The organism is Streptomyces luteogriseus (genome assembly GCF_014205055.1).
GTDB classification, from domain to species: Bacteria; Actinomycetota; Actinomycetes; order Streptomycetales; family Streptomycetaceae; genus Streptomyces; species Streptomyces luteogriseus.
This window is the reverse complement of sequence record NZ_JACHMS010000001.1, coordinates 7,082,593-7,105,350: the sequence shown is the minus strand read 5'-3', so window position 1 is coordinate 7,105,350 and position 22,758 is coordinate 7,082,593. Positions and strand designations below refer to the sequence as shown.

Here is a 22,758-nt window from a genome sequence, read left to right as displayed (position 1 = left end):
GGCGCCGGGTACCGCGCTTACGGCTCACAGCAACAGCAGATCGTGCAACGAGGCCATGAGCAGCAGGCTCCCGATCACCGCCAGGAAGATCATCAGCGGTGGCTGGGATAGGGCGAAGAGACAACCACGTGGCTCGTCCTGCCGGGGACATGGCTCGTCCTGCGGCGGTGCGGGGTCGCTCTGTTGCGTCGTGTCCAGCATCTCGCGGCGATGATGACGCAGTCGCCCCGCCGGGCGCGATCGGCACCCGCGATCCGTGCGGGAGTGCGCCGATTCCGTGAGGTCCGGTTCGGGTTGTGATCATTTCCGCGCACCGGCGGACCCACTGTGACGATTCAGCCGCCGGCGGGCTGCCTCGTCATATGCCGTGCTTCTTGAGGATGGCCTCGATGTCGCTGAAGTCGTCGTCGCCGCGGGACGCCGGCGCGGGCCGGGTCGCCGGGCGGGTGCCCTGCCCCAGTGAGGGCGCGGAGGCGGTGGGTGCCACCGCATCGGGCCGGCCGGCCTCACGGGCCGCCGCCCTGCGCTCCTTGCGGGTGCCGCCGCGGCGGCGCTCCACGGTCCGTGTGGTCATGAAGAGCACCCAGGAGAGGCCGAGCACGCCGAACCCGGCCCAGGCCGTCGGGCTGAACGCGGTGTCGGCCAGCCACTCGACGACTCCCGTCATCACCAGGCCGATCGGGACGAGGGAGTAGGCCGCGATACGGACCGCCGCGAGGTAGCGCTTGCGATACGCCGTGACGACCGCAATGCCCAGGCCTGCCGCGGACACGGCGGAGCAGACGGTCTCGGCAATCATCCGGTCCTCCAGGCGTGGCGCGGTCGGGTCGGGGCACTTCGTTCCTTCCATCCTGCACCCGCCGCACCCCGGGGGGCCATGCCGCGGCCCGACATCAGGGACATCTCCGGGTCGCCTCCTCCGCAGGTGCCGGTGCGGGCTGCACCCCGGCCCGGGCTGCTGGGAGACTGTCGGCATGAGCGACTCCTCCTCCGACCGTTCCGCCGCCCCCGTCCTCGAGGTCTGGTGCGACCTCCAGTGCCCGGACTGCCGCACCGCGCTGGACGATCTCCACGCCCTGCGCGCCCGCTACGGCGACCGCCTGGAGCTGCGGCTGCGGCACTTCCCGCTGGAGAAGAACAAGCACGCCTTCGCCGCCGCCCAGGCCGCGGAGGAGGCGTGGGAGCAGGGCCGGGGATGGGCGTACGCGGAGGCCCTGCTGGGGCGCGTGGAGGAGCTGGCCCGTGAGGGAGAACCCTTCCTGGTCGAGGTGGCCCGCGAACTGGACCTGGACGCGGAGGAGTTCGACACAGCGCTGGTCGACGGCCGGCACATCCTGATCGTGGACGCCGACCAGGCCGAGGGCAAGGCGATCGGCGTGAGCGGCACCCCGACGTACGTCATCGGCGGTGAGCGGCTCGACGGCGGCAAGAGCCAGGAGGGACTGCGCGAGCGCATCGAGGAGATCGCGGACCGGCTGCTGGCCGGGCAGGAGCACTGACCGCCCTCGCCCGGCTCCCGGGCCGCTACAGCAGCGGCTTGTACATGGCGTACTGCTCGGTCTCGTAGCCGAGGGAGGCGTAGAGCCGTTCGGCCGGGGCGTTGCCGGCGAAGACGTTGAGGCCGAGGGTCCGCCTGTCCTCGGCGATCGTCTGGGCCTCGGCGAGCAGCATGAGCGTGCGGCCGTGGCCCTTCCCCCGGTGGGCGGCGTCGGCTTCGACGTCGAAGACGAACGCGCTGTTCTCGCGCACTGCCAGCCACAGTGTGCCCACCGGTGTCCCCCGATGCTCGACGACGCTGATGAGCATGCCGGGGGTGGCGAGGCCCTCGGGCAGCAGGGTGGCGTGGTCGCGTTCCGACTTGGCCCGGGCCTCGGCCTCCGGAACTCCCCGTTCGATCCAGCTGCGCGCGTAGTCCTCCAGGCCCTTCTCCAGCCAGGGCCCGAACTCCGCCTCGGTCATGGGCCGGGCGCGGCTGCCCTCCGGCAGGCCGGGCGGGGTGTCACCGAGCCGCTTCTCCATGCCGCGGTTGCGGACGACGTAGCCGAGCGCCGTGGCGAGCCGGAGTCCCGTCTCGGATGCGGCGGGGACCGTCGCCTCGATACGGCGGCACCCCCAGCCGCGCGCCACCTCCTCCGCGGCGAGTGCGGCGACCGTGCCCCGGCCCCGTCTGCGGTCCGGTTCGTCGATGTGCAGCTTCATGATCCGGGCCACCCCGGTGCCGAAGACGGGGTGCGTGCCGAGGTGTATCGCCCCCACGGGGCGGCTGTTCACACACACCTGGAAGCGGCGTGAGCGCGTCCCGTCGGCGTTCTGCTGAAGCGGCTCGATCGGCCGCAGGGTCGTGGTCATCACGGGTGTTCTACCCGCAACCACGAGCCTGGTCAGCCGAATTTCCGGGGTCGGTCAGGGGTCGAGGTCGTTCCCGGCCCGCTCGTCGAAGATCCGCATGGCCTTGGCGGTCACCGGGCCCGGCGCGCCGGGCAGCTCACGGCCGTCGACACGGTGCACCGCCTGCACGTCCCGCAGAGTGGACGTCAGGAAGATCTCGTCGGCGCGTTCCAGGACGTCCAGCGGCAGGTCGGTTTCCCTGGCGCCGGTCCATTCGACCGTCAGCGCACGGGTGATGCCCGCGAGGCAGCCGGAGGCGAGCGGCGGCGTGTGGATCTCGCCGTCGAGGACGACGAAGACGTTCGAGCCGGTGCCCTCGCACAGCCGCCCCACCGTGTTGCCGAACAGCGCCTCGGACGCACCCTGTTCACGGGCGCGGGCGAGGGCGACGACGTTCTCGGCGTACGAGGTGGTCTTCAGGCCGGTGAGCGCGCCGCGCTCGTTGCGGGTCCAGGGGACCGTGATCACGGCGGTGGAGTCGGGGCGGCGGGCCGTCTCGCCGAGGGCGACGACGAGGGTCGGTCCGTGTTCACCGCGGTCGGAGCCGAGGGGGCCGTGGCCGCCGGTGTAGGTGATGCGGAGGCGGCCGAGCGGCACCGGGTTGGCGTCCAGGACGGCGGCGCAGGCACGGCGCACCTCGTCGTGGTCCGGGTCCGGCAGGCCGAGGCCGCGCGCGGACCGGGTCAGCCGGTCGAGGTGCCGGGTGAGCGCGAACACCCGGCCGTCCACGGCCTTCACCGTCTCGAAGATGCCGTCGCCCACGGTCAGCCCGTGGTCGAAGACGGAGACGCGGGCGGACTCGGTGTCCTGCAGACCGCCGTCGAGCCAGATCTTCACGTCAGGTCCTCTCCACTCACCTCGTACGCCCCCGACGCTATCGCGAGCAGCCGGGACGCCTTCAGCTCGGTCTCCCGCCACTCCCCCTCGGGATCGGAGCCCCAGGTGATGCCGGCGCCGGTGCCGAAGCGCAGCATGCCGTCGGCCCGGTCGATCCAGAAGGTACGGATGCCGACGGCCAGCTCTCCGGCCTCCCGGTCGGCGTCGACCCAGCCGATGCCGCCGCAGTACGGTCCCCTGGGCGCCGTCTCGAGCGCGTCGATGATCCGCAGCGCGCTGGACTTGGGCGCGCCGGTGACGGAGCCGGGCGGGAAGGCCGCGGCGAGCAGCTCGGCCCAGCCGGCCCCCTCCCCCAGCTCGCCGCGGACCGTCGACACGAGGTGGACCAGTCCGGGGTGCTTCTCGACGGCACACAGATCGGGCACCGTCACACTGCCCGTGGCGCAGACCCGCCCGATGTCGTTGCGGACGAGGTCCACGATCATCACGTTCTCGGCGTAGTCCTTCTCCAGCAGGTCCGCCTCGGTGCGGCCGGTGCCCTTGATCGGGCCGGACTCGACGGTGCGGCCGTCACGCCGCAGGAACAGTTCGGGGGAGGCGGTGGCGATCTCCACGCCGTGCCCGGGTAGGCGAATCGTTCCTGCGTACGGTGCCGGGTTGCCGCGGGCCAGCAGCGCGGTGAGCGCGTCCACGTCCGCGCCGGGCGGGACGGGCGCGGACAGCACCCGGCACAGGTTCGCCTGGTAGACCTCGCCCGCCGCGATGTGCGCGCGGATGCGCCGCACCCCGGCCGTGTACGCGGCGCGGTCGAGCGAGGACGTCCAGTCACCGGAAGCCGGGCCGCGCCAGGCGCCGGGGACGGGGACGGGAACGTCCGCCGTCCGGACCTCCGCGAAGCGTGCGCAGGTCAGACGGCCCTCGAAGTCGGCACTGACGGCCCAGAAGCCGCTGGACTCCAGGGCTTCGGGATCGTCGGTGACGTCGAGGAGCCCGGTGGCGACTCGGTCACCGAAGCGGGCGAGGGGAGGGAGGTGGAGCACGCAGTCGAGTCTATGGCGGGAGTCCCGCGGGTGACCGGGGGATGTCCCGTCCGGCGGCCCTGTGACCTCCCTGAGCAGGGGAAGCGCAGCACGCTGCACAAACGCGTTTTTGTGCTGGCCCCGGAATCCGCTAGAGTTCAACACGTCGCCGGGCCGCGAGAGCGTTCCGAACCGACAGGCGGACGTAGCTCAGTTGGTAGAGCGCAACCTTGCCAAGGTTGAGGTCGCGAGTTCGAACCTCGTCGTCCGCTCGAAGGAAGAGGGGGCTTCCCGGCTCCCTACACTCCTGGTGGAGTGGCCGAGAGGCGAGGCAACGGCCTGCAAAGCCGTCTACACGGGTTCAAATCCCGTCTCCACCTCCAAGGACGATTAGCTCAGCGGGAGAGCGCTTCCCTGACACGGAAGAGGTCACTGGTTCAATCCCAGTATCGTCCACTGGATCTCTCAAGATCCCGACCCGCGCGATTAGCTCAGCGGGAGAGCGCTTCCCTGACACGGAAGAGGTCACTGGTTCAATCCCAGTATCGCGCACGCAGTGCCCATGATCCGATGCACTCGGTGGTCATGGTCCCGAGGACGATTAGCTCAGCGGGAGAGCGCTTCCCTGACACGGAAGAGGTCACTGGTTCAATCCCAGTATCGTCCACACCACACAGGAGCCCCCGGCCGTTCGCGGCCGGGGGCTCCTGTCGTGTCGTGTCACGTGTCGTGTCGTGTCACGACCTCACATCAGGACGAGAACAGCATGTGGCCGAAGCTCTTGTTGCGGTGGTGACCGTGATGGCCGTGGTGCCCGTGGCCGCCGTGCGGGGCGCCCCAGGCGGGAGCCGGAGGGGCCGGGTAGGCCTGCGGGGCGGGCGGGGGCGGCGGGGCGGCCTGGGACCACTGCGCCTCCAGGCGAGTGAGCGACTCCAGCTCGCCGTAGTCGAGGAAGATCCCGCGGCAGCCGCTGCACTGCTCGATCTGGACACCGTTGCGGTTGTACGTGTGCATCGGCGCACGGCACTTCGGACACTGCATGGTCGTTCAACTCCTCGCCGGTCGGTCCTGCTTCACATCTCGCCAGGACAGACTCTGTTCCGCTGTGGTCGGTTGCACCCTACTTCGCGTGGTCCTGCGTCAACTGCGGCGGGATGGTAGCCATTCGGTCACAGGCGTCCACGACCGACTGCTCGACCTCGTCCAGCGGGCGGCCGGCAGCGACCGCCTTGGCGACGGCGCGGGCCGCGGTCTGCGCGGTGAGGGCCCGGGCGGGAACATCGAGGGCGGGCCAGGGGTCGCCGTCGGCGGGGACGGCGGGGCCGCCGGCCTCCCGGTAGGCGGTGAGGAACCGGGTCCACTCGTCGGGCGGGAGCAGGCCGCAGGCGTACCAGGCGGCGGGGCGGGCGAGATCCCAGGCGGGCACGCCGACGCCGAGGTCGTCCACGTCTATCAGCAGCCAGGGGCCGTCGGGGGCGGGGTGACGGACGAGCTGCCCCAGGTGGAGGTCGCCGTGGCAGAGGGTTCCGGTGCCGGGCATCGGTGCCTCGGCACGGGCCCAGGGCGGGAGGGTGGCCCAGGCGCGCAGGACGGGGGCGGCCGCCGGGTGCGGGCAGGCCTCGCGCAGCCGGCCGATCGCCTGTGCCGCTTTGACGGGGCCACGCATGAAGGGCAGGTCCGCCGGGGCCGGGGTGCGGTGGAGGCGGGCGAGGAGCGTGGCGGCCGCTTCCCAGGGGGCGGCGTCGGGATCGCCCGGATCCACGGGAGTGCCGTACGGCCAGAACGTGGTGAGGCGGCCGTGCAGGTCGGCCGGGACCGAGGCCAGCGGGGGCAGGAGGATGTCGGGGTGGTGGGCGGCGAGGGTGAGGCGGCGGGTCAGCTCGGCCGGGCCGGTGTCCGGGGCGTGGGCCTTCGCGACGGTGTCCGCGTGCCGTACCACCAGGCCGTCGGGGCGGTCGGCGAGCGTGGCCGCGCCACAGGGGCAGGCCGGCGAGCGTGCGTGGGCAGCGGATCGGGCCTGTGCGGTCAGGCCGGCCAGGAGCGGGCCGGGGGCGGAGTTCACCGGCCGAGAGTACGTGCAGACAGGGGCGCGGTCGTAGGGAACCATCCGTTCCGGGGGCTCGGCGCTTGCGGGACAAAAGCAATGCCGGCGCAGCTCCCCAGCTGCGCCGGCATCTTTTGCCGTCCGCCGCACCCCCGTCCCCACGGGGTTTCATGGGTGGGATGTCCCCGCCCGGACCGCTCTTCCGGGCCTGGGGGTCGCCGCTCAGCGCCCCAGCATCTCTCCCACGGACGACGCCTGTGTGGCCACTGTCTCCCACCCGTCGAAGACGAGGAGGAGCAGGACCGCCAGGGGAAGGGCCATCAGCGTCGCCACCACCGGGTGGCGACGGCCCTGGCGGCGGCGGAACGCGGCGGCGTACACCTTGCGTCCCTCTTCGCGGAGCAGCGTCCGCGGAGCCGTCTGGGCCATGGTCCCTCTCCTGACCGTTATCAGTTGTCGTTGGCAGCGGCGGGCGTCTGACCTCGGGGGACGAGTGCTGCCACCCGCCGCTTGACTTCAAATCTAGGCGTCCGGCCCTCCCCCGGCGTCATGCCCTCGTACCGATTGCCGGGCCTCCCGGAGGATGAGCCGTCACCTGCGACGTACTCCCCTGGGTGGAGACGGGGGCGCGGGTCTCAGGGTCTTCCCCGACGGGACGACCGGATCATCCCGCTTTGTCCGAGATCTCCTCTCGCGGAATCGGCTGTTCCACCAGAGCCAGCACCCGATTCGCCATGAAGCGGGCGGTCCGTACGACCGTGCCGCTCCGGGTGACTTCGCTCACTTCCACGACGCCTCGGCGTACGGCCGTCTCCACCCTGCGGCCCGCCCTGCTCGCCACCACCTCATAGGTGCGCGTCGTGTCCCCCGCGTCCACGACTATCTCCACGCGATCACCCTTCACAGGACCAATCCCCCTTCCGCGACGGGTGGTTGGGATCACCAGCAGCGCGAAGTCCGCCTCCCCGCGCCCTCCCTGACCACCTTTCAAGTCTCCCACCCACCACTGACAATCCATTGCTCCGAGAGGGCGCGGCCTCTGCGCGCGGGCGGCCGTGGAAACGTAAGCTGTGGCTCGTCACAGGACCGGGCAGCGGGGATGAACATGGCGATGATGCGCCTGAGGCGCGAGGACCCGCGCGTCGTCGGCTCGTTCAAGCTTCACAGACGGCTCGGCGCGGGCGGGATGGGCGTGGTCTACCTGGGCTCCGACAAGAAGGGGCAGCGGGTCGCGCTGAAGGTCATCCGTCCCGACCTGGCGGAGGATCAGGAGTTCCGCTCCCGGTTCGCCCGTGAGGTCTCGGCGGCCCGGCGGATCCGCGGCGGTTGCACGGCCCGGCTGGTGGCCGCCGACCTCGACGCGGAACGGCCCTGGTTCGCCACCCAGTACGTGCCCGGCCCGTCCCTGCACGACAAGGTCGCGGCCGAGGGACCCCTCGGTGCGGCCGATGTCGCGGCCGTGGGTGCCGCCCTGTCCGAGGGCCTGGTAGCGGTGCACGAGGCCGGGGTGGTGCACCGGGACCTGAAGCCGTCGAACATCCTGCTGTCCCCGAAGGGGCCGCGGATCATCGACTTCGGCATCGCCTGGGCCACCGGCGCCTCGACGCTCACCCATGTCGGCACGGCGGTCGGCTCGCCCGGCTTCCTCGCGCCGGAGCAGGTGCGCGGGGCCGCCGTCACCCCGGCCACGGACGTGTTCTCGCTCGGGGCCACGCTCGCGTACTCCTCGATGGGCGACTCGCCCTTCGGGCACGGCAGTTCCGAGGTGATGCTGTACCGCGTGGTGCACGAGGAGCCGCAATTGCACGGCGTGCCCGACGCGCTGGCTCCACTCGTCCGGGCGTGTCTGGCGAAGGACCCCGAGGAGCGGCCCAGCACGCTCCAACTGTCGCTGCGGCTCAAGGAGATCGCGGCCCGGGAGTCTCAGGACCTCGCCGGCGTCCGGCCGCCGCGCGGTGCCGAGAGCGACCGGCCCGTCGACACGTACCCCGAGCGCACCCGGCGTCCGCAGGGACAGCAGGGTGGCGGGGTCTCCGGGGCGCAGCGGGGCCGGGGCACTCCCCCGCCCCGGGGCTCCTCCCCGTCCCGGGACGGCCATCCGGCGCCGGACGGTCCGGGCTCCCAGAGCGGGACCGGTGGGCGCGGCGGAGCCCGGGCGACCGGGGGCGGCAACCGGTCCACGGGGGGCGGAGCCCGCGGCAGGACTCCGGTGCGCGGGGCGGGCGCCTCGCGCGGCGGCACCCCGTCGCGGTCCGGGTCGCGGCCGACGCCCACCGGGCGCAACGGCACGCGGTCGGGCAGTGGCAGCCGCCCCGCCCCGCACAGCGGCACCGGACGCCCGGCGTCCAGGAACACGGGGACCAAACTGCGGCCCGCCAATCCGCGCTTGCTGCGGCAGCGGCTGTTCGTGTTCGTCGTGGTGACGCTGCTGGTGGCGGTGGGTATCGCCCTGGTGCAGGGCTGCCAGGGCCCGGCGCGGGGACTCGGCGGCGACGGGGGCGGCGTACGGCAGGAGCGCGTACAGCAGGACGATCAGCCGCGGGACTTCCAGCCGAGGGACTTTTAGCGGGGGACCTACGGCCGGGAGACTTTCAGCCGCGGGGCTTCCGGCCGGGAGACTTCTGGCCGCGGGACTTCCGGCCGGTGTGCGACGGCCCGCTGATCGGCGCGGTGTCAGAGTTCCGGCAGGATCCGTTCGAAGAACTCCCGGTCTCCGTCGAAGACCGGCTCGAGCGCCAGGAACTCCCGAGGGGTGACCCAGCGGGTCTCGGCGACCTCGCGCGGGTCGGGGATGACGTCGCCCGTGTCGGCGCGGGCGGTCCACCAGTGGAGGCGGAAGCGGTGGTCGTCGGTCTCCGACTCCCAGACCTTCGCCTCCGGTACGACGGTGAGGCCGACCTCCTCGTGCACCTCCCGGACGACCGCCTGCTCCTGGGTCTCCCCCGGCTCGACCTTGCCGCTGACGGGCTGCCAGTAGCCGGGGCGGACGACCGCCGGTCCCCGCCGCACGGCGAGGAGGCGGTCATCGCGCAGGAGGACGGCGACGACGGCCTCGCGCTGCTCCACGGACGGCGCCCTCCCTAGACCTGGGGCCGGCCCGTGGCCACCGCGTAGAAGGCCACGGCCGCCGCCGCGCCCACGTTGAGGGAGTCGACGCCGTGGGACATCGGGATGCGGACCCACTCGTCGGCGGCGACCAGGGCCTGCGTGGACAGGCCGTCACCCTCGGCGCCGAGCATGAGGGCCACGCGGTCCATGGTGTGCGGGGCGGCCTCGTCGAGGGGCCGGGCCTTCTCGTCGGGGGTGAGAGCGAGCAGGGTGAAGCCCGCCTCGCGCACCGAGTCCAGGCCCTTGGGCCAGGTGTCCAGCCGGGCGTACGGGACGGAGAAGACCGCGCCCATGGAGACCTTCACGCTGCGGCGGTAGAGGGGGTCGGCGCAGTCCGGGGAGAGCAGGACCGCGTCCATGCCGAGGGCGGCGGCGGAGCGGAAGATCGCGCCGATGTTGGTGTGGTCGTTGACCGACTCCATGACGACGACGCGGCGGGCGCTGCGGAGGAGGCCGGCGGCCGTGGGCAGGGGTTTGCGCTGCATGGACGCGAGCGCGCCGCGGTGCACGTGGTAGCCGGTGACCTGCTCGGCGAGCTCCGGGCTGACGGCGTAGACCGGGGCGGGGAGTTCGTCGATGACATCGCGCATGACGTCGACCCACTTGGCCGAGAGCAGCATGGACCGCATCTCGTAGCCCGCCTCCTTGGCCCTTCTGATGACCTTCTCGCCCTCGGCGATGAACAGGCCCTCGGCGGGTTCGCGCTTGCGGCGCAGCTCCACGTCGGTCAGGCCGGTGTAGTCGCGCAGACGCGGGTCGTCGGGATCCTCGACGGTGATGAGATCGGCCACAGGGTGATACTGCCTTGTCCTGGGTGCGGTGCCAACGGCTCGGTACGGGTTGTGTTACCCGGGGTTACTTGCGGGGCTCGGGGGCGTCGGGGCCGACCTTCACGACCTCGCCGATGACGATGACCGCCGGGGGCTTCACGTCCTCGGTCCGCACGGTCTCCGCGACCGTCGCGAGCGTGGCGTCGACGCGACGCTGGCCGGCCGTCGTGCCCTCCTGGACCAGGGCGACGGGTGCGTCGGGGGACTTGCCGTGGGCGATGAGCGTCTCGGCGACCTTGCCGATCGTGCTGACGCCCATGAGGATCACCAGCGTGCCGGTCAGCTTGGCCAGGGAGGGCCAGTCGACCAGGGAGCGCTCGTCGTCGGGGGCGATGTGGCCGCTGACCACGGTGAACTCGTGGGCGACGCCCCGGTGGGTCACCGGGATGCCGGCGGCGCCCGGGACCGAGATGGAGCTGGAGATGCCGGGCACGACCGTGCACGGGATGCCGGCCTCGGCCAGGGCCTGGACCTCCTCCATGCCACGTCCGTAGACGAAGGGGTCGCCGCCCTTGAGCCGGACGACCGACTTGCCCTTCCGCGCGTGCTCGATGAGGGCGTCGTTGATGGCCTCCTGGGCCATGAACCTGCCGAAGGGCAGTTTCGCCGCGTCGATCACCTCGACGCCCGGGGACAGTTCGGCGAGCAGGTCGCGCGGGCCGAGGTGGTCGGTGATGACCACGTCGGCCTCTGCGAGCAGGCGGCGGCCGCGCACGGTGATCAGGTCCGGGTCGCCGGGGCCGCCGCCGACCAGGGCGACTCCGGGGGTGCGGGTGCGGTGGTGCGGGGCGACGAGCGTGCCGTCGCGCAGGCCTTCGACGACCGCGTCGCGGATGGCGGCGGTGTGACGGGGATCGCGCCCCTTGGCGTCCGTGGTGAGGACGGCGACCGTGACGCCCTCGCTGTGGCCGGTGGCCGGGGTCCAGGCGGTGGCCCGGTCGGCGTCGTCGGAGCGGACGCACCAGACGCGGTGGCGCTCGGCTTCGGCCGAGGCGGCGGTGTTGGCCTCGGGGTCGCTGGTGGCGATCAGGGCGTACCAGGCGTCCGCGAGGTCGCCCTCCGTGTACGGGCGCTGCTGCCAGGTGATCTCGCCGGCGTCCGCCATGGCCTCGACCGAGGGGGTGGCGTCGGGGGACACGAGGAGGACGTCCGCGCCCGCCGCGATCAGTGCCGGGAGGCGCCGCTGGGCGACCTGGCCGCCGCCGAGGACGACCACGCGGCGGCCGGTGAGGCGGAGGCCTACGGGGTAGGCGGGGTGTTCGGCCATGAGGTGCGGCTCCTGTTGCGGCGGTGTTCAGTGCCCTGACGTGCGGATTTTAATGGGCAAGGGGAAGGGCGGCTCGGGTGGTCCAGTGGCTGGGCACCCGGCCGCCCGTCGGCGGTGGACCGTGGGCGGGCGTCCCGGACTGCGGGGCGCCCGCCCACGGAGCCGTGTCGACGACGGCAGCCCTACTTCTCCGTCACTCCTGCGGAGTCGAACGTCGCCACCTCGTGCATCGCCCTGGCCGTGCTCTGGACCAGCGGGAGGGCGAGGAGGGCGCCGGTGCCCTCGCCGAGGCGGAGGTCGAGGTCGACCAGGGGGCGCAGGCCCAGCTTGTTCAGGGCGGCGACGTGGCCCGGCTCGGCGCTGCGGTGGCCCGCGATGCAGGCGGCCAGGACCTCCGGGGCGATCGCGCGGGCGACCAGGGCGGCGGCGCCGGCGCTCACGCCGTCCAGGATCACCGGCGTACGCAGGGAGGCGCCGCCGAGCAGGAGGCCGACGATGGCGGCGTGCTCGAAGCCGCCGATCGCGGCGAGCACGCCGATCGGGTCGGCCGGGTCCGGCTGGTGGAGTTCCAGGGCACGGCGCACGACCTCGGTCTTGCGGGCGAGGGTCTCGTCGTTGATGCCGGTGCCCCGGCCCGTGACCTCGGCCGGGTCCGCGCCCGTGAAGACGGAGATCAGGGCGGCGGACGCGGTGGTGTTCGCGATGCCCATCTCACCGGTCAGCAGGGCCTTGTTGCCGGCGGCGACCAGGTCGCGGGCGGTCTCGATGCCGACCTCGATGGCCTGCCTGGCCTCCTCGCGGGTCATCGCGGGGCCGGTCGTCATGTCGGACGTGCCGCCACGGATCTTGCGGGGCAGCAGGCCCGGGGTGGCCGGCAGATCGGCCGCGACGCCGACGTCCACGATGCAGACCTCGGCACCGACCTGGGTGGCGAAGGCGTTGCAGACGGCCCCGCCGCCGAGGAAGTTGGCCACCATCTGGGCCGTGACCTCCTGCGGCCAGGGGGTGACGCCCTGGGCGTGCACACCGTGGTCGCCCGCGAAGATCGCGACGGCCGCGGGCTCCGGGATGGGCGGCGGGCACTGGCGGGACAGGCCGGACAGCTGCGCGGAGATGATCTCCAGCATGCCCAGCGCACCGGCCGGCTTGGTCATACGCTTCTGGCGCTCCCAGGCCTCACCGAGCGCCTTGGCGTCCAGCGGGCGGATCTGCGCGACGGTCTCGGCGAGCAGGTCGTGGGGTTCCTCTCCGGGCAGGGCACGGCGGCCGTATGTCTCTTCGTGCACGACCCAGGACAGCGGGCGGCGCTTGGACCAGCCGGCCTGCAACAGCTCGGGCTCGTCCGGGAACTCGTCGACGTAGCCGACGCACAGGTAGGCGATGATCTCCAGGTGCTCGGGCAGGCCGAGGGCGCGGACCATCTCGCGCTCGTCGAAGAAGCTGACCCAGCCGACGCCGAGGCCTTCGGCGCGGGCGGCGAGCCAGAGGTTCTCCACGGCCAGGGCGGCCGAGTAGGGGGCCATCTGGGGCTGGGTGTGGCGGCCGAGGGTGTGCCGGCCGCCGCGGGTCGGATCGGCGGTGACGACGATGTTCACCGGCGTGTCGAGGATGGCCTCGATCTTCAGTTCCTTGAACTGCTTGGCCCGGCCCTTGGGGAGGGACTTCGCGTAGGCGTCGCGCTGGCGCATGGCCAGTTCGTGCATCGCGCGCCGGGTGTCGGCGGAGCGGATGACGACGAAGTCCCAGGGCTGCGAGTGGCCGACGGAGGGCGCGTGGTGGGCGGCCTCCAGGACGCGCAGCAGCACCTCGTGCGGGATGGGGTCGCTGCGGAAGCCGTTGCGGATGTCGCGGCGTTCGCGCATGACCTTCAGGACGGCCTCGCGCTCGGCGGGGTCGTAGCCGGGGGCGGCGGGGCCGCTCGACTGTCGGGCTTCTGCCACTGCGGCCGCACTCTCTTCTCGGCGTTCCTGGTCGGCCAGGTCTTCCTGTTCGGCGGCCCGGGTGTCCAGGTCGTCGGCGTTCTGAGCGAGTGCGGCGTCGCCGTCGCGGGGTGCCGGGACGGAGACCGCGGGTGCGGGGGGCTCCAGCGTCTCGGGCGCGGGCGGCTGGGACTGCTGCGGGCCCTGCATGTGCTGCTCCGGCTGCTCTGGTTGCTCGTCCGTGGCCGGGGTGGGGAGCACGACGGTCACGTCCTCGGTGGGGGCCGGGGTCTCCGGGGCGGCGGTGGGCTCGACGGCTTCGGGGGCAGGGGCGGGGGCGGGGGCCGCCGGGACCGCCTCGGGGGCCTGCGCCTCGGGGGTTTCGGGGGCCTCGGTGGTTTCCGGAGCCTGGGCTGCGTCGGGTGCCTGGGGTACTTCCGGTGTTTCGAGTACTTCGGGTGCCTGAGCCGAGGCGGGGGCCTCGGCGGATGCCGTTTCCGCCGGGGCGGTGGCTGCCGGGGCTTCCTGCGGGGTGGGGGCGAATGCGGGTGCGTCGGCGGGTACGGCGGCCTGGGCCACCGGCTCCGGCGCGACCGGCGTGGCGACGGCCTCGGGAAGGGCTTCAGCTTCGACGGACGGAGCGGCCGCTTCCGCGCCGACCGGTTCGGCGGCCTGGGCGACGGCGGCCTGGCCGGGGGCTTCAGTGCCAGGTGTGGCGGGGTGCGGAACCGTCGGCTCGGGCTCCTGAGCGACTGGCGCGGCGTCAGTTGCGGCCAAGGGCTGGGGTTGGGGCTCGGGTTGGGGCTCGGGTTGTGGCTGGGGGTGGGGCAGGGGCAGGGGCTGGGGCTGAGGCTGGGGCTGAGGCTGGGGCTGGGGCGCAGCCTCTTCGGTGGCGATGTCCGGCTCCGGTGCGGCGGCTTCGGGAGCGGGCGCGGGAGCGACGCCAGTCTCCGGGGCTGCTGCCTCGGGTGCCTGGGCGGCGGCGTTCGGCACCTGGACGGGGGCCTCTGCACCGGGGGCCTCGGTCGCGACGGCGTGCTCCGGGGCAACGGCCGCCTCGGGGAACGGGACCGCTTCAGGGGACTGAACCGCTTCGGGGGCGGGAGCCGACGGCACGGCCTGCTCGGCCGGGACTTCCGGCGCCTGTTCGGCGGAGGCGTCCGGTGTGGGAGCCTGCGGGGTGGCGGCGGGATCACCGACCTGGGCAGGGTCGTTCACGACCGGCTCGGGCACTGAAGCCGACTGCGCCACGGCCTCCGGAGCGGCTACGGCGCCGACGGGGTCGCCCGTGACGGCCACGGCCTGCTCGGGAACCGCGTACCCGGCCTCGGCCACCTGGGCCTCGACCGCACCGGCGGGGTCACCGACAGGAGCAGGGCCGGCCTGGGCGGCGTCACCGGCGGCGGCCAGTCCGGCCTGGGCGGCGGCCACCTGGCCCGCCACCGCTTCCACGCCCAGCTCTGCGGGGTCCACCTGCGCGGGCATGACCTGCGCGGGCATGACCTGCTCCGCGACAGCGACCTGGGCTCCTTCCGGGCCGACGCCCGCACCTGCGGGGTCACCCTCAGGAGTCCGACCGGCCTCGGCGGGAGCCGACGGCTCGCTCGTGGGCTGCGCGGCGGGAGCGGGCTGCGCGGCGGGAGCGGGCTGCTCCGCCTCGGCCGGTGCCGGCACCGGCGTCGTGTGGCTCGTCTCCGCCGTCACCTCCGCCGTTCCGTCCGCCGTCACATCCGCCGTCACGACGGGCGCGATCCCCTGGGCCGTGCCCGTCGGCTCCTGCGCCGGAACAACCGTTTCCGCAGGCGCCGCCCCGGCGCTCACCGGCGCCGGGGTCGTGACCGCCGCGCCCCAGGGCGCGGCGGGCGGCGAGGCCACCGCCTCGGAGGCGCGGGGGCCGTCGAGGTACTCGGGGCCCGCCGAGGCGGGCGCCGGCTGGCGGACGGGCGCGTCCGCGGGGCCGCGGTCGGCGAGGGAGCGGACCGGACTGGCGGAGCTGTCGGGCAGCGGCGGGCCGAGGTGCAGGGGCCGGCGCGGGGTGATGGGCGGGATCGGCGGCGGGTCCGGCAGACGGACCCCGCTGAGGTCGACCGAGCCGCTGTCGCGGCCGGAGATCTCGTGCGGGCCCGGCTGGTGCACGGTCTCCACGACCGGCTCCGGCGCGGGCGGCGGGACCTCGTTGCCCCAGGCGCCCTGGGCGCCCGGCAGCAGCAGGTCTTCGTCCTCGGTCTCGGCGGTGGTATCGGAGAGGTAGGTGTACGCACCGGGCGCGGAGGTGCCCGGCTGCTCCACCATGCCTGCGCTCTCCGGCAGTCCCTCGCCCGGGACCTGGCCGGTGTCGGTCATGCGTACCCCTCGCCCATCGGTTAGTGCTCCTACGACCTGCTCGCCCGGAACGGCGCACCGACCGCCCCGCAGTGAAGAACGAGCGTGCGTCCCCAGCGGCACGAACGGTCCGCCCGAAAAAGGCGACAAAGCCATTCACTGGCATTGTTGCGGCCGTAGCACCCTCACGGCAGCTTGATCCGCGACGGTTCCGCTGTGGACTGCGCCACGTTGCGCGTCCTCCGGTTCTGCCGTACCACACACACCCCAAAACGGGCGGGTTTTCCGGACATTGACCGACGAAGCGCCGGGCGTCCTTGTGCGGTGCAGCGATCGGCCAGCCTACCGCGCGCAGTACGACAACCCGATCACGGGGACGGTGGCGGGGTCAGGCGCCGCGCCGCGGCAGCACGCCGCTGAGCAGGAACGCGACGCTCCGCTCCTTCTCCGCCCAGGCCCGGGTGTCGAGTTCGACGGACTGCAGCAGGGCGCACTCGACGCCGTAGCCGTGCTCGGTCAGGTCGCGGCCGACGAGTTCGGCGGCGTCGCGGGTGGCGGCGTGCGTGACGATGCGCTGCGGGCGGCGGTCGACGACCGCCGAGACGACGGCCGCTCCCCCGCCGCCGACGCGGACGACGTCCGGTTCGGGGAGGTTCTCCAGGATGTGCGGGGCGGCGCCGTGCACGATCTGGAGTTGGACGCCGAGGCGGCGGGCGGCGGCGTCGGTGCGGATGCAGGCGTTCAGGTCGCTGTCGACGGCGAGGACGGCGGCACCGGCGCGGGCGGCCTCGATGGCGAACGCGCCGCTGCCGCAGCCGATGTCCCACACGAGGTCGCCGACGCGGGGCCCGAGGTGGGCGAGTTGGGAGGCGCGCAGCAGCTGGGTCTCGCCCTCGCCGAGGTCCGCGCCGTACGCGTCGGCGGGCAGGGTCCAGCCGCGTGGTCCGGCGGAGGGGTCGCGGCCGGAGATCCAGCCGCCGGTCTCGCCCGCGGTGCGGGGCCCGCCCGGGCCGCCGAGGACGATGACGACGTTGGGGTCGCGCCAGGTGTGGTCGGCGGCCTTGTCGGAGGTGACGACGGAGACGCGTTCGCGGGCGGTGCCGAGTTCCTCGCAGACGACGAAGGAGCGGTGGACTCCTTCGAGGAGCAGGCCGAGTTCGGCGGGACCGGCGCCGGGTGAGGTGAGGACCGCCACCTTGGTGTGGGCGCGGCATACATTGACCGCGCGGCGCAGGGTGCGGGGGTGTGCGACGACCACCTGTGCGTCGTCCCAGGGCATACCGGCGCGGGCGAAGGCCGCGGCGACGGAGGAGACGGCGGGGACGACCTCCACCTCGAGGCCGAACTCGGGGGCGCGCAGGGTGCGTACGACGCCGAAGTATCCGGGGTCGCCGTCGGCGAGCACGACGGCCGTGCCGCGGTGGGCCGCGATGCGGCGGGCGGCGAGGGCGACGCTGCCGAGGCGGATGCGTTCGGCCCTGGCGGGCACCTCGGGGAGCGCCAGGTGGTGGGCGGCACCGGCCACGAGCGTGGCGGCACCCAGAGCGGCGCTCGCCGCGGCGGTCAGCGGCGAACCGTCCCAGCCGATCACCGTCACCCGGTCGGCCATCGTCGTCAGTCTCCAGGGGTTTTCGCAGGTCGTCTGCGTGGCGTGGTGGGGAGCAGCCCCGGGGCGGGTTCCGTGAGGGTACCCGGTGGAGAAGTGGGAGGGAGTTTCGGTGTCGTCGTCGCCGTCGTCCTCCGGGTGGTTCCGGTCAGTTCCAGTCGCCGAAGGAGGTGAAGCCGTCGCGGAGCTGCTCGCCGACGCCTTCCAGGTCCTCGGGGAGCAAACTCCAGACGATGAAGTCGGTGCGTACGTCGGTCCATGTGCCGTCCTCGGCACGGGCCCGGGCTATACAGGCGTTGCGCAGCACGCCCTCGCTGATGCAGCCGATCTTCTGGGCGACCTGCTGGGAGGCGGTGTTGTCGGCCGCCGTGCGCAGTTCGATGCGCTCGAACTTCTGGTCCGTGAAGAGCCACTGTGCGGTGACGAGGGCGGCCTCGGAGGCGTAGCCCTCGCCGCGCGCCCAGGGGGCGATGATGTACGAGAGTTCGGTGGAGCGTACGTGCCAGTTGGTCTTGCCGAGCTGGATGACGCCGACCAGGCGCTGGGTGAGGAACTCGGTGATCGCGAAGTCGATTCCGCGTCCCTCGGTGCGCTCGGTGGGGGCGTACTCGGTGATCCAGGTGCGGGCGCCGTCCTCCGTGAAGGGCTGGGGGACGGAGGTCCAGGCCGCCACCTGTTCGTCGTTCATCATGGCGGCCAGGGAGGCGACGTCGTCTTCGTCGAGGGGGCGCAGCACCAACCGCTCCGTGCTGATGGAGATGTTGGGGAAGGTGCTCGTCATGCGCCGCTCCGTAACCTTCGGTGAACCTTCAGGGCATGCTGAACTGCCCAGCATGCAGCATGAAAGCACTGACGCGCACCACGGGGCCCTTCCCACCGGGTGGGGGCAGGACCCCGTGTGCGCGGGTGCCGGGGGCGGCCTCAGAAGGAGGCGAGCACCGAGCCGGCGTACTTGTCCTGGATGAACTTCTCGACCTCGGGCGAGGTGAGGAGCTTCGCGAGCTTCTTCACGCGCGGGTCGTCCTCGTTGCCCTTCTTCACGGCGAGGAAGTTGCCGTAGGGGTTGTTCTTCGGGGACTCCAGGACGAGGGCGTCCTTGGACGGCTTGAGGTCGGACTCGATGGCGTAGTTGCCGTTGACGACGGCGGCGTCCACGTCGTCGAGGGAGCGCGGCGTCTGGGCCGCCTCCAGCTCCTTGAACTTGAGGTTCTTGGGGTTCTTGGTGATGTCGGCGGGGGTCGCCTCGTTGCCGACGCCGGCCTTGAGGGTGATGAGCCCGTCGGTGGCGAGGAGCTTGAGGGCGCGGGCCTCGTTGACCGTGTCGTTGGGGATGGCGACGGTCGCACCGCTCTTCAGGTCGTCGGCCTTCTTGACCTTGTGGGAGTAGAGGCCGAGCGGTTCCAGGTGGACCGTGACGACGGGCACGATGTCGGTGCCGTTCTTCTTGTTGAAGTCGTCGAGGTACGGCTTGTTCTGGAAGTAATTGGCGCCGACGGAGCCGTCCTGCGTCGCCGTGTTCGGCGTGACGTAGTCGGTGAACTCCTTGACCTGGAGGTCGAGACCCTCCTTCTTGGCCAGGTTGTCCTTGACGTAGTTCAGGATCTCGGCGTGCGGGACGGGGCTGGCGGCGACGATCAGGGGTCCGTCGGTGTCGGAGCTGTCCGCGCCGCAGGCGCTGAGCCCGAGGGTGAGGGCTCCGGCGGCGAGAACGGCGGTGGTGATCTTGGCGGTGTTACGCACGAAAAGTGCCTTTCCTTATGACCTTGCGGGTGGTGCGACCCCGTGTGGGTGGACGGGGGGTTCAGGAGGCGGCTTTGAGGAGCCGCAGTTTGGGGGCGGGGCCCGAGTGGGCGCCGCGGCGGTGCAGGGAGCGGGCCGCGTAGTCGCCGGCGAACTGGATGACCGAGATGACGACGGCGAGGATCGCGACCGTGATCCACATGAGCTGGGTCTCGAAGCGCTGGTAGCCATAGCGGATGGCGATGTCTCCGAGGCCTCCGGCACCGACGGTGCCCGCCATGGCGGAGTAGCCGATGAGGGCGACGATCGTGGTGGTGGTGCTGGAGATCAGCGACGGCAGGGACTCGGGCACGAGGACCTTGCGGACGATGGTCCAGGTGTTGCCGCCCATGGACTGCACGGCCTCGACGAGCCCGTGGTCCACCTCGCGGACGGCCGTCTCGACCAGGCGCGCGAAGAACGGGATGGCACCGACGGCGAGCGGCACGATCGCCGCCTCGACGCCGATGGTCGTCCCGGTGATCGAGCGGGTGAAGCCCATCAGCGCGACCATCAGGATGATGAACGGCAGGGAGCGGGCGATGTTCACGACCTGCCCGATGACCTTGTTGGCCGCGAGGTTCTGGAGCAGGCCGCCACGGTCGGTCAGGACCAGCAGGACGCCGAGCGGCAGACCGCCGACGACGGCGATGAGCGTGGACCAGCCGACCATGTAGAGGGTGTCCCAACACGCCTGCTCCAGCAGGGGCTGCATCTCGGACCAGGTCACTTGGCACCTTCCTTCACCAGTTCGGACTCGCGGCCCGGGACGTCGATCTGGAGGCCCCGTTCACGCAGGAAGCCGATCGGCACGACGTTGTCCTCGTAGCGGCCGGGCAGTTCGATGCGCATCCGGCCGACCTGGAGGCCGCCGACGGTGTCGATGGCGGCACCGAGGATCGATATGTCGATGTTGTAGGTGCGGGCGAGCTGCGAGATGACGGGCTGGGTGGCGCTCTCGCCCTGGAAGGTGACGTCGACGACGGTGCGGTCCTCGCCGGAGGCCTCGCCGTCGAGCGGGAACAGCGCGGCGGCCAGTTCCGAGCCGGGGGTGGCGAGCAGTTCGCTGACGGTGCCCGACTCGACGATGCGCCCGGACTCCATGAGCGCGGCCGAGTCGCAGACCGACTTCACGACGTCCATCTCGTGGGTGATGAGCAGGACGGTCAGGCCGAGCTGCCGGTTGAGGTCGCGCAGCAGCGCCAGGATCGACCGGGTGGTCTCCGGGTCGAGGGCGCTGGTGGCCTCGTCGGACAGCAGCACCTTCGGGTCGCCGGCGAGGGCGCGGGCGATGCCGACGCGCTGCTTCTGGCCGCCGGAGAGCTGCGCGGGGTAGGCCTTCGCCTTGTCGGCGAGGCCGACCAGGTCGAGCAGTTCCAGCGCCTTGCGGGAGCGTTCCTGCCCGGACTTCCCGAGGATCTCCAGCGGCAGCTCGACGTTGTCCTGGACGGTCCGGGAGGACAGCAGGTTGAAGTGCTGGAAGACCATGCCGATACGGCTGCGCGCCTGCCGCAGTTCCCTGCCGGCGCGCGGGCCGCGGCCGGCCAGGGCGGTGAGGTCCTGCCCGGCGACGGTCACGGTGCCGGCCGTGGGGCGTTCCAGCAGGTTGACGCAGCGGATGAGCGAGGACTTGCCGGCGCCGGACTGGCCGATGACGCCGTACACCTCACCTTCGCGGACGTGCAGGTCGACGCCGTCCAGGGCGGTGACCTCGCGGCCGCGTGCACGGTAGACCTTGGTCAGGCCCGAGGTGGTGATCACTGGGATTCCGTCACTGTCGAGTGCGCGGGCGTGGGTGTGCCCGGGCACAGGTGCATTCGGTCAGGGACGCGACACGGTTCTCGCTGGGAAGTGGAACCGGGGAGAACATGTGCGCGGGGCGGCTCCGGGTCACGCAGCGCTCAGGGCGTGCGGACGGGCCGCGTCTCGCTTCGGGGCGCGAGCTCAGGGGTGGTGCAGGGGCCCTCTAGAAGGCGCACATTCGACACATACAACGAGCACCGGGCGTCATGGTCGCCTCGGTCGCGGGGATGCGGTCGCTCGTCGTGGTCATGCCGTCAGTAAAACATGCGTACGGTCCTGACCGGCCCTCCTCTGTCCGGATGCTGGACAGTGGTGGACGGAAGCCGAGGCCTCTCAGCCGCGCGGGGAGATCTCCACGCCCTGCTCGGTGACCAGCGCCGACAGGGCCGACAGGTTCTCGACGACCAGATCGGCGTGGAGTTCGTGGGCCCGGTGGGTTGTGGTCAACGCCACGGTGGTCATACCGGCGGCGCGTCCGGCCGCGAGGCCCGCGGGGGCGTCCTCGAAGACGACGCAGTGGGCGGGGTCGACGCCGAGCGTGCGGGCGGCGAGCAGGTAGGGCTCGGGGTCGGGCTTGCCGCGCGTGATGTCGTCGGCGGCGACGAGGGTCTTGGGCAGGATGCCGACGGCGTCGAGCCGGGCCTCGGCCAGCCGCCGGGTGGCGGAGGTGACCACGGCCCAGCGCTCGGCGGGCAGCGCGTCGAGGAAGGCCCGGGTGCCCGGCAGCAGGTGCACACCGCCGTTGGGCACGTCGTCGACCTCCAGGTCCTCGATCCGTGCGACGGCCTGGGGCACGAGCTCGGCGGGCAGCAGGTCGGCGGCTATCTCGGCGGCCGGCCGGCCGTGCAGCTCGACCCGCGCGAACTGCTCGGCCGTGATCCCGTACTCCCCGGCCCACCGCGTCCAGCAGCGGTCCACCGAGGCGAGGGAGGAGACGAGGGTTCCGTCGTTGTCGAAGAGCAGGGCCCGGGCGTGGATCGTCATGGTCTCGACCCTACGGTGCAGGCCAGGGCCGGAAGCATCGGGCCTTTTCGGCCGTAATAAGGTCGCAGCATGCTTGATGCCCTGACGCCGGTGACCGGCGTCGCCGCGCTGCTGCTCGCCGCCTGGTGTGGCTGGGCGGCCTACCGTGACCAGCCGACGAAGGACTGGCACTTCATCGGGATGGCCGTGGTCACGCTGCTGTCGCTGGTCCAACTGGTCGTGGGGATCGTGCTGCTGGCGCAGGGCGAGAAGCCGGAGCAGGGCACGACGATCTTCGTGGCGTATCTGCTGGGGGCGTTCGCGTGCGTCCCGGCGGCCGGGTTCATGTCGCTGGCCGAGCGGACCCGCTGGGGTTCGGTGACGGTCGCCGCCGGCGGAGTCGTGCTGGCGGTGCTGGAGGTGCGCCTCTATGACATCTGGGGAGGCTGAGGTGAGCCGGCGACGGCTGATCAGCGGTCCGGGCACGCTGCTGGTGTGGCTGTACGGCGTGATGGTCGTGGGGGCGGTGTCGCGGTCCGCGTATCAGATCGCGACGGAGTTCGACCGGGCGCCGCTCGCGTACTCGCTGTCGGCGGTCGCCGGTGTCGTGTACGGGTTCATCACGTACACGCTGGTGCGGGGTGGGGAGACGGCACGGCGGGTCGCCCTGGCGTGCTGTGTGGCGGAGTTGGTGGGGGTGCTGACGGTGGGGACCTGGACCTTGGTCGAGCCGTCCGCCTTCCCGGACGCGACCGTGTGGTCGGACTTCGGGATGGGGTATCTCTTCATTCCCGTGATCCTGCCGGTGTCCGCCATTTACTGGCTGCGGAAGGGTGCGCCCAAGGAGGATGCCGCCTGAGGTTCGTCAGGCGG

General features: G+C 72.5%; 23 protein-coding genes and 5 tRNA genes. 9 read left to right on the top strand and 19 right to left on the bottom strand.

The window, feature by feature from the left end; genetic code table 11:
- Positions 1 to 24 precede the first annotated feature (24 nt).
- Entirely contained in the window at positions 25 to 201 is a 177-nt protein-coding gene (locus BJ965_RS31720) for a hypothetical protein (RefSeq protein WP_184913468.1), read from the bottom strand.
- A 157-nt stretch (positions 202 to 358) separates the two neighbouring features.
- Positions 359 to 799 (bottom strand): hypothetical protein, encoded by a 441-nt coding sequence (locus tag BJ965_RS31715; protein WP_030843003.1) that lies wholly within the window; start codon positions 797 to 799, stop codon positions 359 to 361.
- A gap of 175 nt (positions 800 to 974) precedes the next feature.
- Between BJ965_RS31715 and BJ965_RS31710 the strand changes: the two genes are divergently transcribed.
- On the top strand, positions 975 to 1,499 hold the full coding sequence (locus BJ965_RS31710; RefSeq protein ID WP_142165002.1) for a DsbA family protein: 525 nt from the start codon (positions 975 to 977) through the stop codon (positions 1,497 to 1,499).
- Positions 1,500 to 1,524: 25 nt separating this feature from the next.
- Here the strand turns inward: BJ965_RS31710 and BJ965_RS31705 are convergent, their stop codons facing one another.
- The 3 genes from BJ965_RS31705 to BJ965_RS31695 are packed head-to-tail and all read right to left on the bottom strand — an operon-like array spanning position 1,525 to position 4,265.
- On the bottom strand, positions 1,525 to 2,349 hold the full coding sequence (locus BJ965_RS31705; RefSeq protein ID WP_184913465.1) for a GNAT family N-acetyltransferase: 825 nt from the start codon (positions 2,347 to 2,349) through the stop codon (positions 1,525 to 1,527).
- A gap of 54 nt (positions 2,350 to 2,403) precedes the next feature.
- Positions 2,404 to 3,225, bottom strand: a complete 822-nt coding sequence (locus BJ965_RS31700) for an aminotransferase class IV (RefSeq protein ID WP_184913463.1) — start codon at positions 3,223 to 3,225, stop codon at positions 2,404 to 2,406.
- Complete coding sequence (locus tag BJ965_RS31695) at positions 3,222 to 4,265, bottom strand: chorismate-binding protein (protein WP_184913461.1); 1,044 nt, start codon at positions 4,263 to 4,265, stop codon at positions 3,222 to 3,224. Before BJ965_RS31695 ends, BJ965_RS31700 begins: the two co-directional genes overlap by 4 nt.
- Before the next feature lie 178 nt (positions 4,266 to 4,443).
- Between BJ965_RS31695 and BJ965_RS31690 the strand changes: the two genes are divergently transcribed.
- The 5 genes from BJ965_RS31690 to BJ965_RS31670 all read left to right on the top strand — a co-directional run bounded on the left by BJ965_RS31690 (position 4,444) and on the right by BJ965_RS31670 (position 4,911).
- Positions 4,444 to 4,516: transfer RNA gene (locus BJ965_RS31690), tRNA-Gly, on the top strand.
- Between the two features lie 37 nt (positions 4,517 to 4,553).
- A tRNA-Cys gene (locus BJ965_RS31685) sits at positions 4,554 to 4,627 on the top strand.
- 1 nt (position 4,628) lies between these two features.
- Positions 4,629 to 4,700 (top strand) — tRNA-Val (locus tag BJ965_RS31680).
- Between the two features lie 24 nt (positions 4,701 to 4,724).
- Positions 4,725 to 4,796, top strand: a tRNA-Val gene (locus BJ965_RS31675).
- 43 nt (positions 4,797 to 4,839) lie between these two features.
- Positions 4,840 to 4,911: transfer RNA gene (locus tag BJ965_RS31670), tRNA-Val, on the top strand.
- Positions 4,912 to 4,994: 83 nt separating this feature from the next.
- Here the strand turns inward: BJ965_RS31670 and BJ965_RS31665 are convergent.
- The 4 genes from BJ965_RS31665 to BJ965_RS31650 form a co-directional block, all read right to left on the bottom strand.
- Positions 4,995 to 5,285, bottom strand: a complete 291-nt coding sequence (locus BJ965_RS31665; RefSeq protein WP_107458274.1) for a TFIIB-type zinc ribbon-containing protein — start codon at positions 5,283 to 5,285, stop codon at positions 4,995 to 4,997.
- 79 nt (positions 5,286 to 5,364) lie between these two features.
- Positions 5,365 to 6,306, bottom strand: coding sequence for a phosphotransferase family protein (locus tag BJ965_RS31660; protein WP_376777955.1), 942 nt, complete (start codon positions 6,304 to 6,306; stop codon positions 5,365 to 5,367).
- 204 nt (positions 6,307 to 6,510) lie between these two features.
- Positions 6,511 to 6,717, bottom strand: a complete 207-nt coding sequence (locus tag BJ965_RS31655; protein ID WP_030842984.1) for a hypothetical protein — start codon at positions 6,715 to 6,717, stop codon at positions 6,511 to 6,513.
- Between the two features lie 235 nt (positions 6,718 to 6,952).
- Positions 6,953 to 7,192 (bottom strand): hypothetical protein, encoded by a 240-nt coding sequence (locus BJ965_RS31650; protein ID WP_184913457.1) that lies wholly within the window; start codon positions 7,190 to 7,192, stop codon positions 6,953 to 6,955.
- A gap of 195 nt (positions 7,193 to 7,387) precedes the next feature.
- On the opposite strand from BJ965_RS31650, the gene BJ965_RS31645 reads away from it, so the two are divergent.
- Positions 7,388 to 8,854 (top strand): serine/threonine-protein kinase, encoded by a 1,467-nt coding sequence (locus BJ965_RS31645; protein ID WP_184913455.1) that lies wholly within the window; start codon positions 7,388 to 7,390, stop codon positions 8,852 to 8,854.
- Between the two features lie 107 nt (positions 8,855 to 8,961).
- Here BJ965_RS31645 and BJ965_RS31640 read toward each other — a convergent pair whose 3' ends face one another.
- From BJ965_RS31640 to BJ965_RS31595, 10 genes are all read right to left on the bottom strand, one after another.
- The gene (locus tag BJ965_RS31640) at positions 8,962 to 9,354 is read right to left on the bottom strand and encodes an NUDIX domain-containing protein (RefSeq protein ID WP_184913453.1); all 393 of its coding nucleotides are present in this window, start codon (positions 9,352 to 9,354) and stop codon (positions 8,962 to 8,964) included.
- Positions 9,355 to 9,368: 14 nt separating this feature from the next.
- Positions 9,369 to 10,187, bottom strand: coding sequence for a TrmH family RNA methyltransferase (locus BJ965_RS31635; protein WP_184913451.1), 819 nt, complete (start codon positions 10,185 to 10,187; stop codon positions 9,369 to 9,371).
- A 64-nt stretch (positions 10,188 to 10,251) separates the two neighbouring features.
- Entirely contained in the window at positions 10,252 to 11,493 is a 1,242-nt protein-coding gene (cobA, locus tag BJ965_RS31630) for a uroporphyrinogen-III C-methyltransferase (protein ID WP_184913449.1), read from the bottom strand.
- Positions 11,494 to 11,675: 182 nt separating this feature from the next.
- The gene (gene cobT / locus BJ965_RS31625) at positions 11,676 to 15,755 is read right to left on the bottom strand and encodes a nicotinate-nucleotide--dimethylbenzimidazole phosphoribosyltransferase (protein ID WP_184913447.1); all 4,080 of its coding nucleotides are present in this window, start codon (positions 15,753 to 15,755) and stop codon (positions 11,676 to 11,678) included.
- A gap of 367 nt (positions 15,756 to 16,122) precedes the next feature.
- On the bottom strand, positions 16,123 to 17,343 hold the full coding sequence (cbiE, locus tag BJ965_RS31620; RefSeq protein ID WP_184913444.1) for a precorrin-6y C5,15-methyltransferase (decarboxylating) subunit CbiE: 1,221 nt from the start codon (positions 17,341 to 17,343) through the stop codon (positions 16,123 to 16,125).
- A gap of 145 nt (positions 17,344 to 17,488) precedes the next feature.
- Positions 17,489 to 18,121 (bottom strand): GNAT family N-acetyltransferase, encoded by a 633-nt coding sequence (locus tag BJ965_RS31615; protein ID WP_184913442.1) that lies wholly within the window; start codon positions 18,119 to 18,121, stop codon positions 17,489 to 17,491.
- Positions 18,122 to 18,261: 140 nt separating this feature from the next.
- Positions 18,262 to 19,080, bottom strand: coding sequence for a MetQ/NlpA family ABC transporter substrate-binding protein (locus BJ965_RS31610; RefSeq protein ID WP_184913441.1), 819 nt, complete (start codon positions 19,078 to 19,080; stop codon positions 18,262 to 18,264).
- A 61-nt stretch (positions 19,081 to 19,141) separates the two neighbouring features.
- Positions 19,142 to 19,849 carry a methionine ABC transporter permease gene (locus BJ965_RS31605; RefSeq protein ID WP_030842956.1) on the bottom strand — a complete coding sequence of 236 codons (708 nt, stop codon included), beginning with the start codon at positions 19,847 to 19,849 and terminating at the stop codon, positions 19,142 to 19,144.
- Positions 19,846 to 20,880 (bottom strand): methionine ABC transporter ATP-binding protein, encoded by a 1,035-nt coding sequence (locus BJ965_RS31600; protein WP_184913439.1) that lies wholly within the window; start codon positions 20,878 to 20,880, stop codon positions 19,846 to 19,848. Before BJ965_RS31600 ends, BJ965_RS31605 begins: the two co-directional genes overlap by 4 nt.
- 375 nt (positions 20,881 to 21,255) lie before the next feature.
- Positions 21,256 to 21,906: an HAD-IA family hydrolase gene (locus BJ965_RS31595; RefSeq protein ID WP_184913437.1), complete on the bottom strand. Its 651-nt coding sequence runs from the start codon at positions 21,904 to 21,906 to the stop codon at positions 21,256 to 21,258.
- A 69-nt stretch (positions 21,907 to 21,975) separates the two neighbouring features.
- Between BJ965_RS31595 and BJ965_RS31590 the strand changes: the two genes are divergently transcribed.
- Together BJ965_RS31590 and BJ965_RS31585 are read left to right on the top strand one after the other, a co-directional pair.
- Entirely contained in the window at positions 21,976 to 22,335 is a 360-nt protein-coding gene (locus BJ965_RS31590; RefSeq protein WP_184913434.1) for a hypothetical protein, read from the top strand.
- The gene (locus tag BJ965_RS31585; protein ID WP_184913432.1) at positions 22,316 to 22,744 is read left to right on the top strand and encodes a hypothetical protein; all 429 of its coding nucleotides are present in this window, start codon (positions 22,316 to 22,318) and stop codon (positions 22,742 to 22,744) included. Before BJ965_RS31590 ends, BJ965_RS31585 begins: the two co-directional genes overlap by 20 nt.
- Positions 22,745 to 22,758 lie beyond the last annotated feature (14 nt).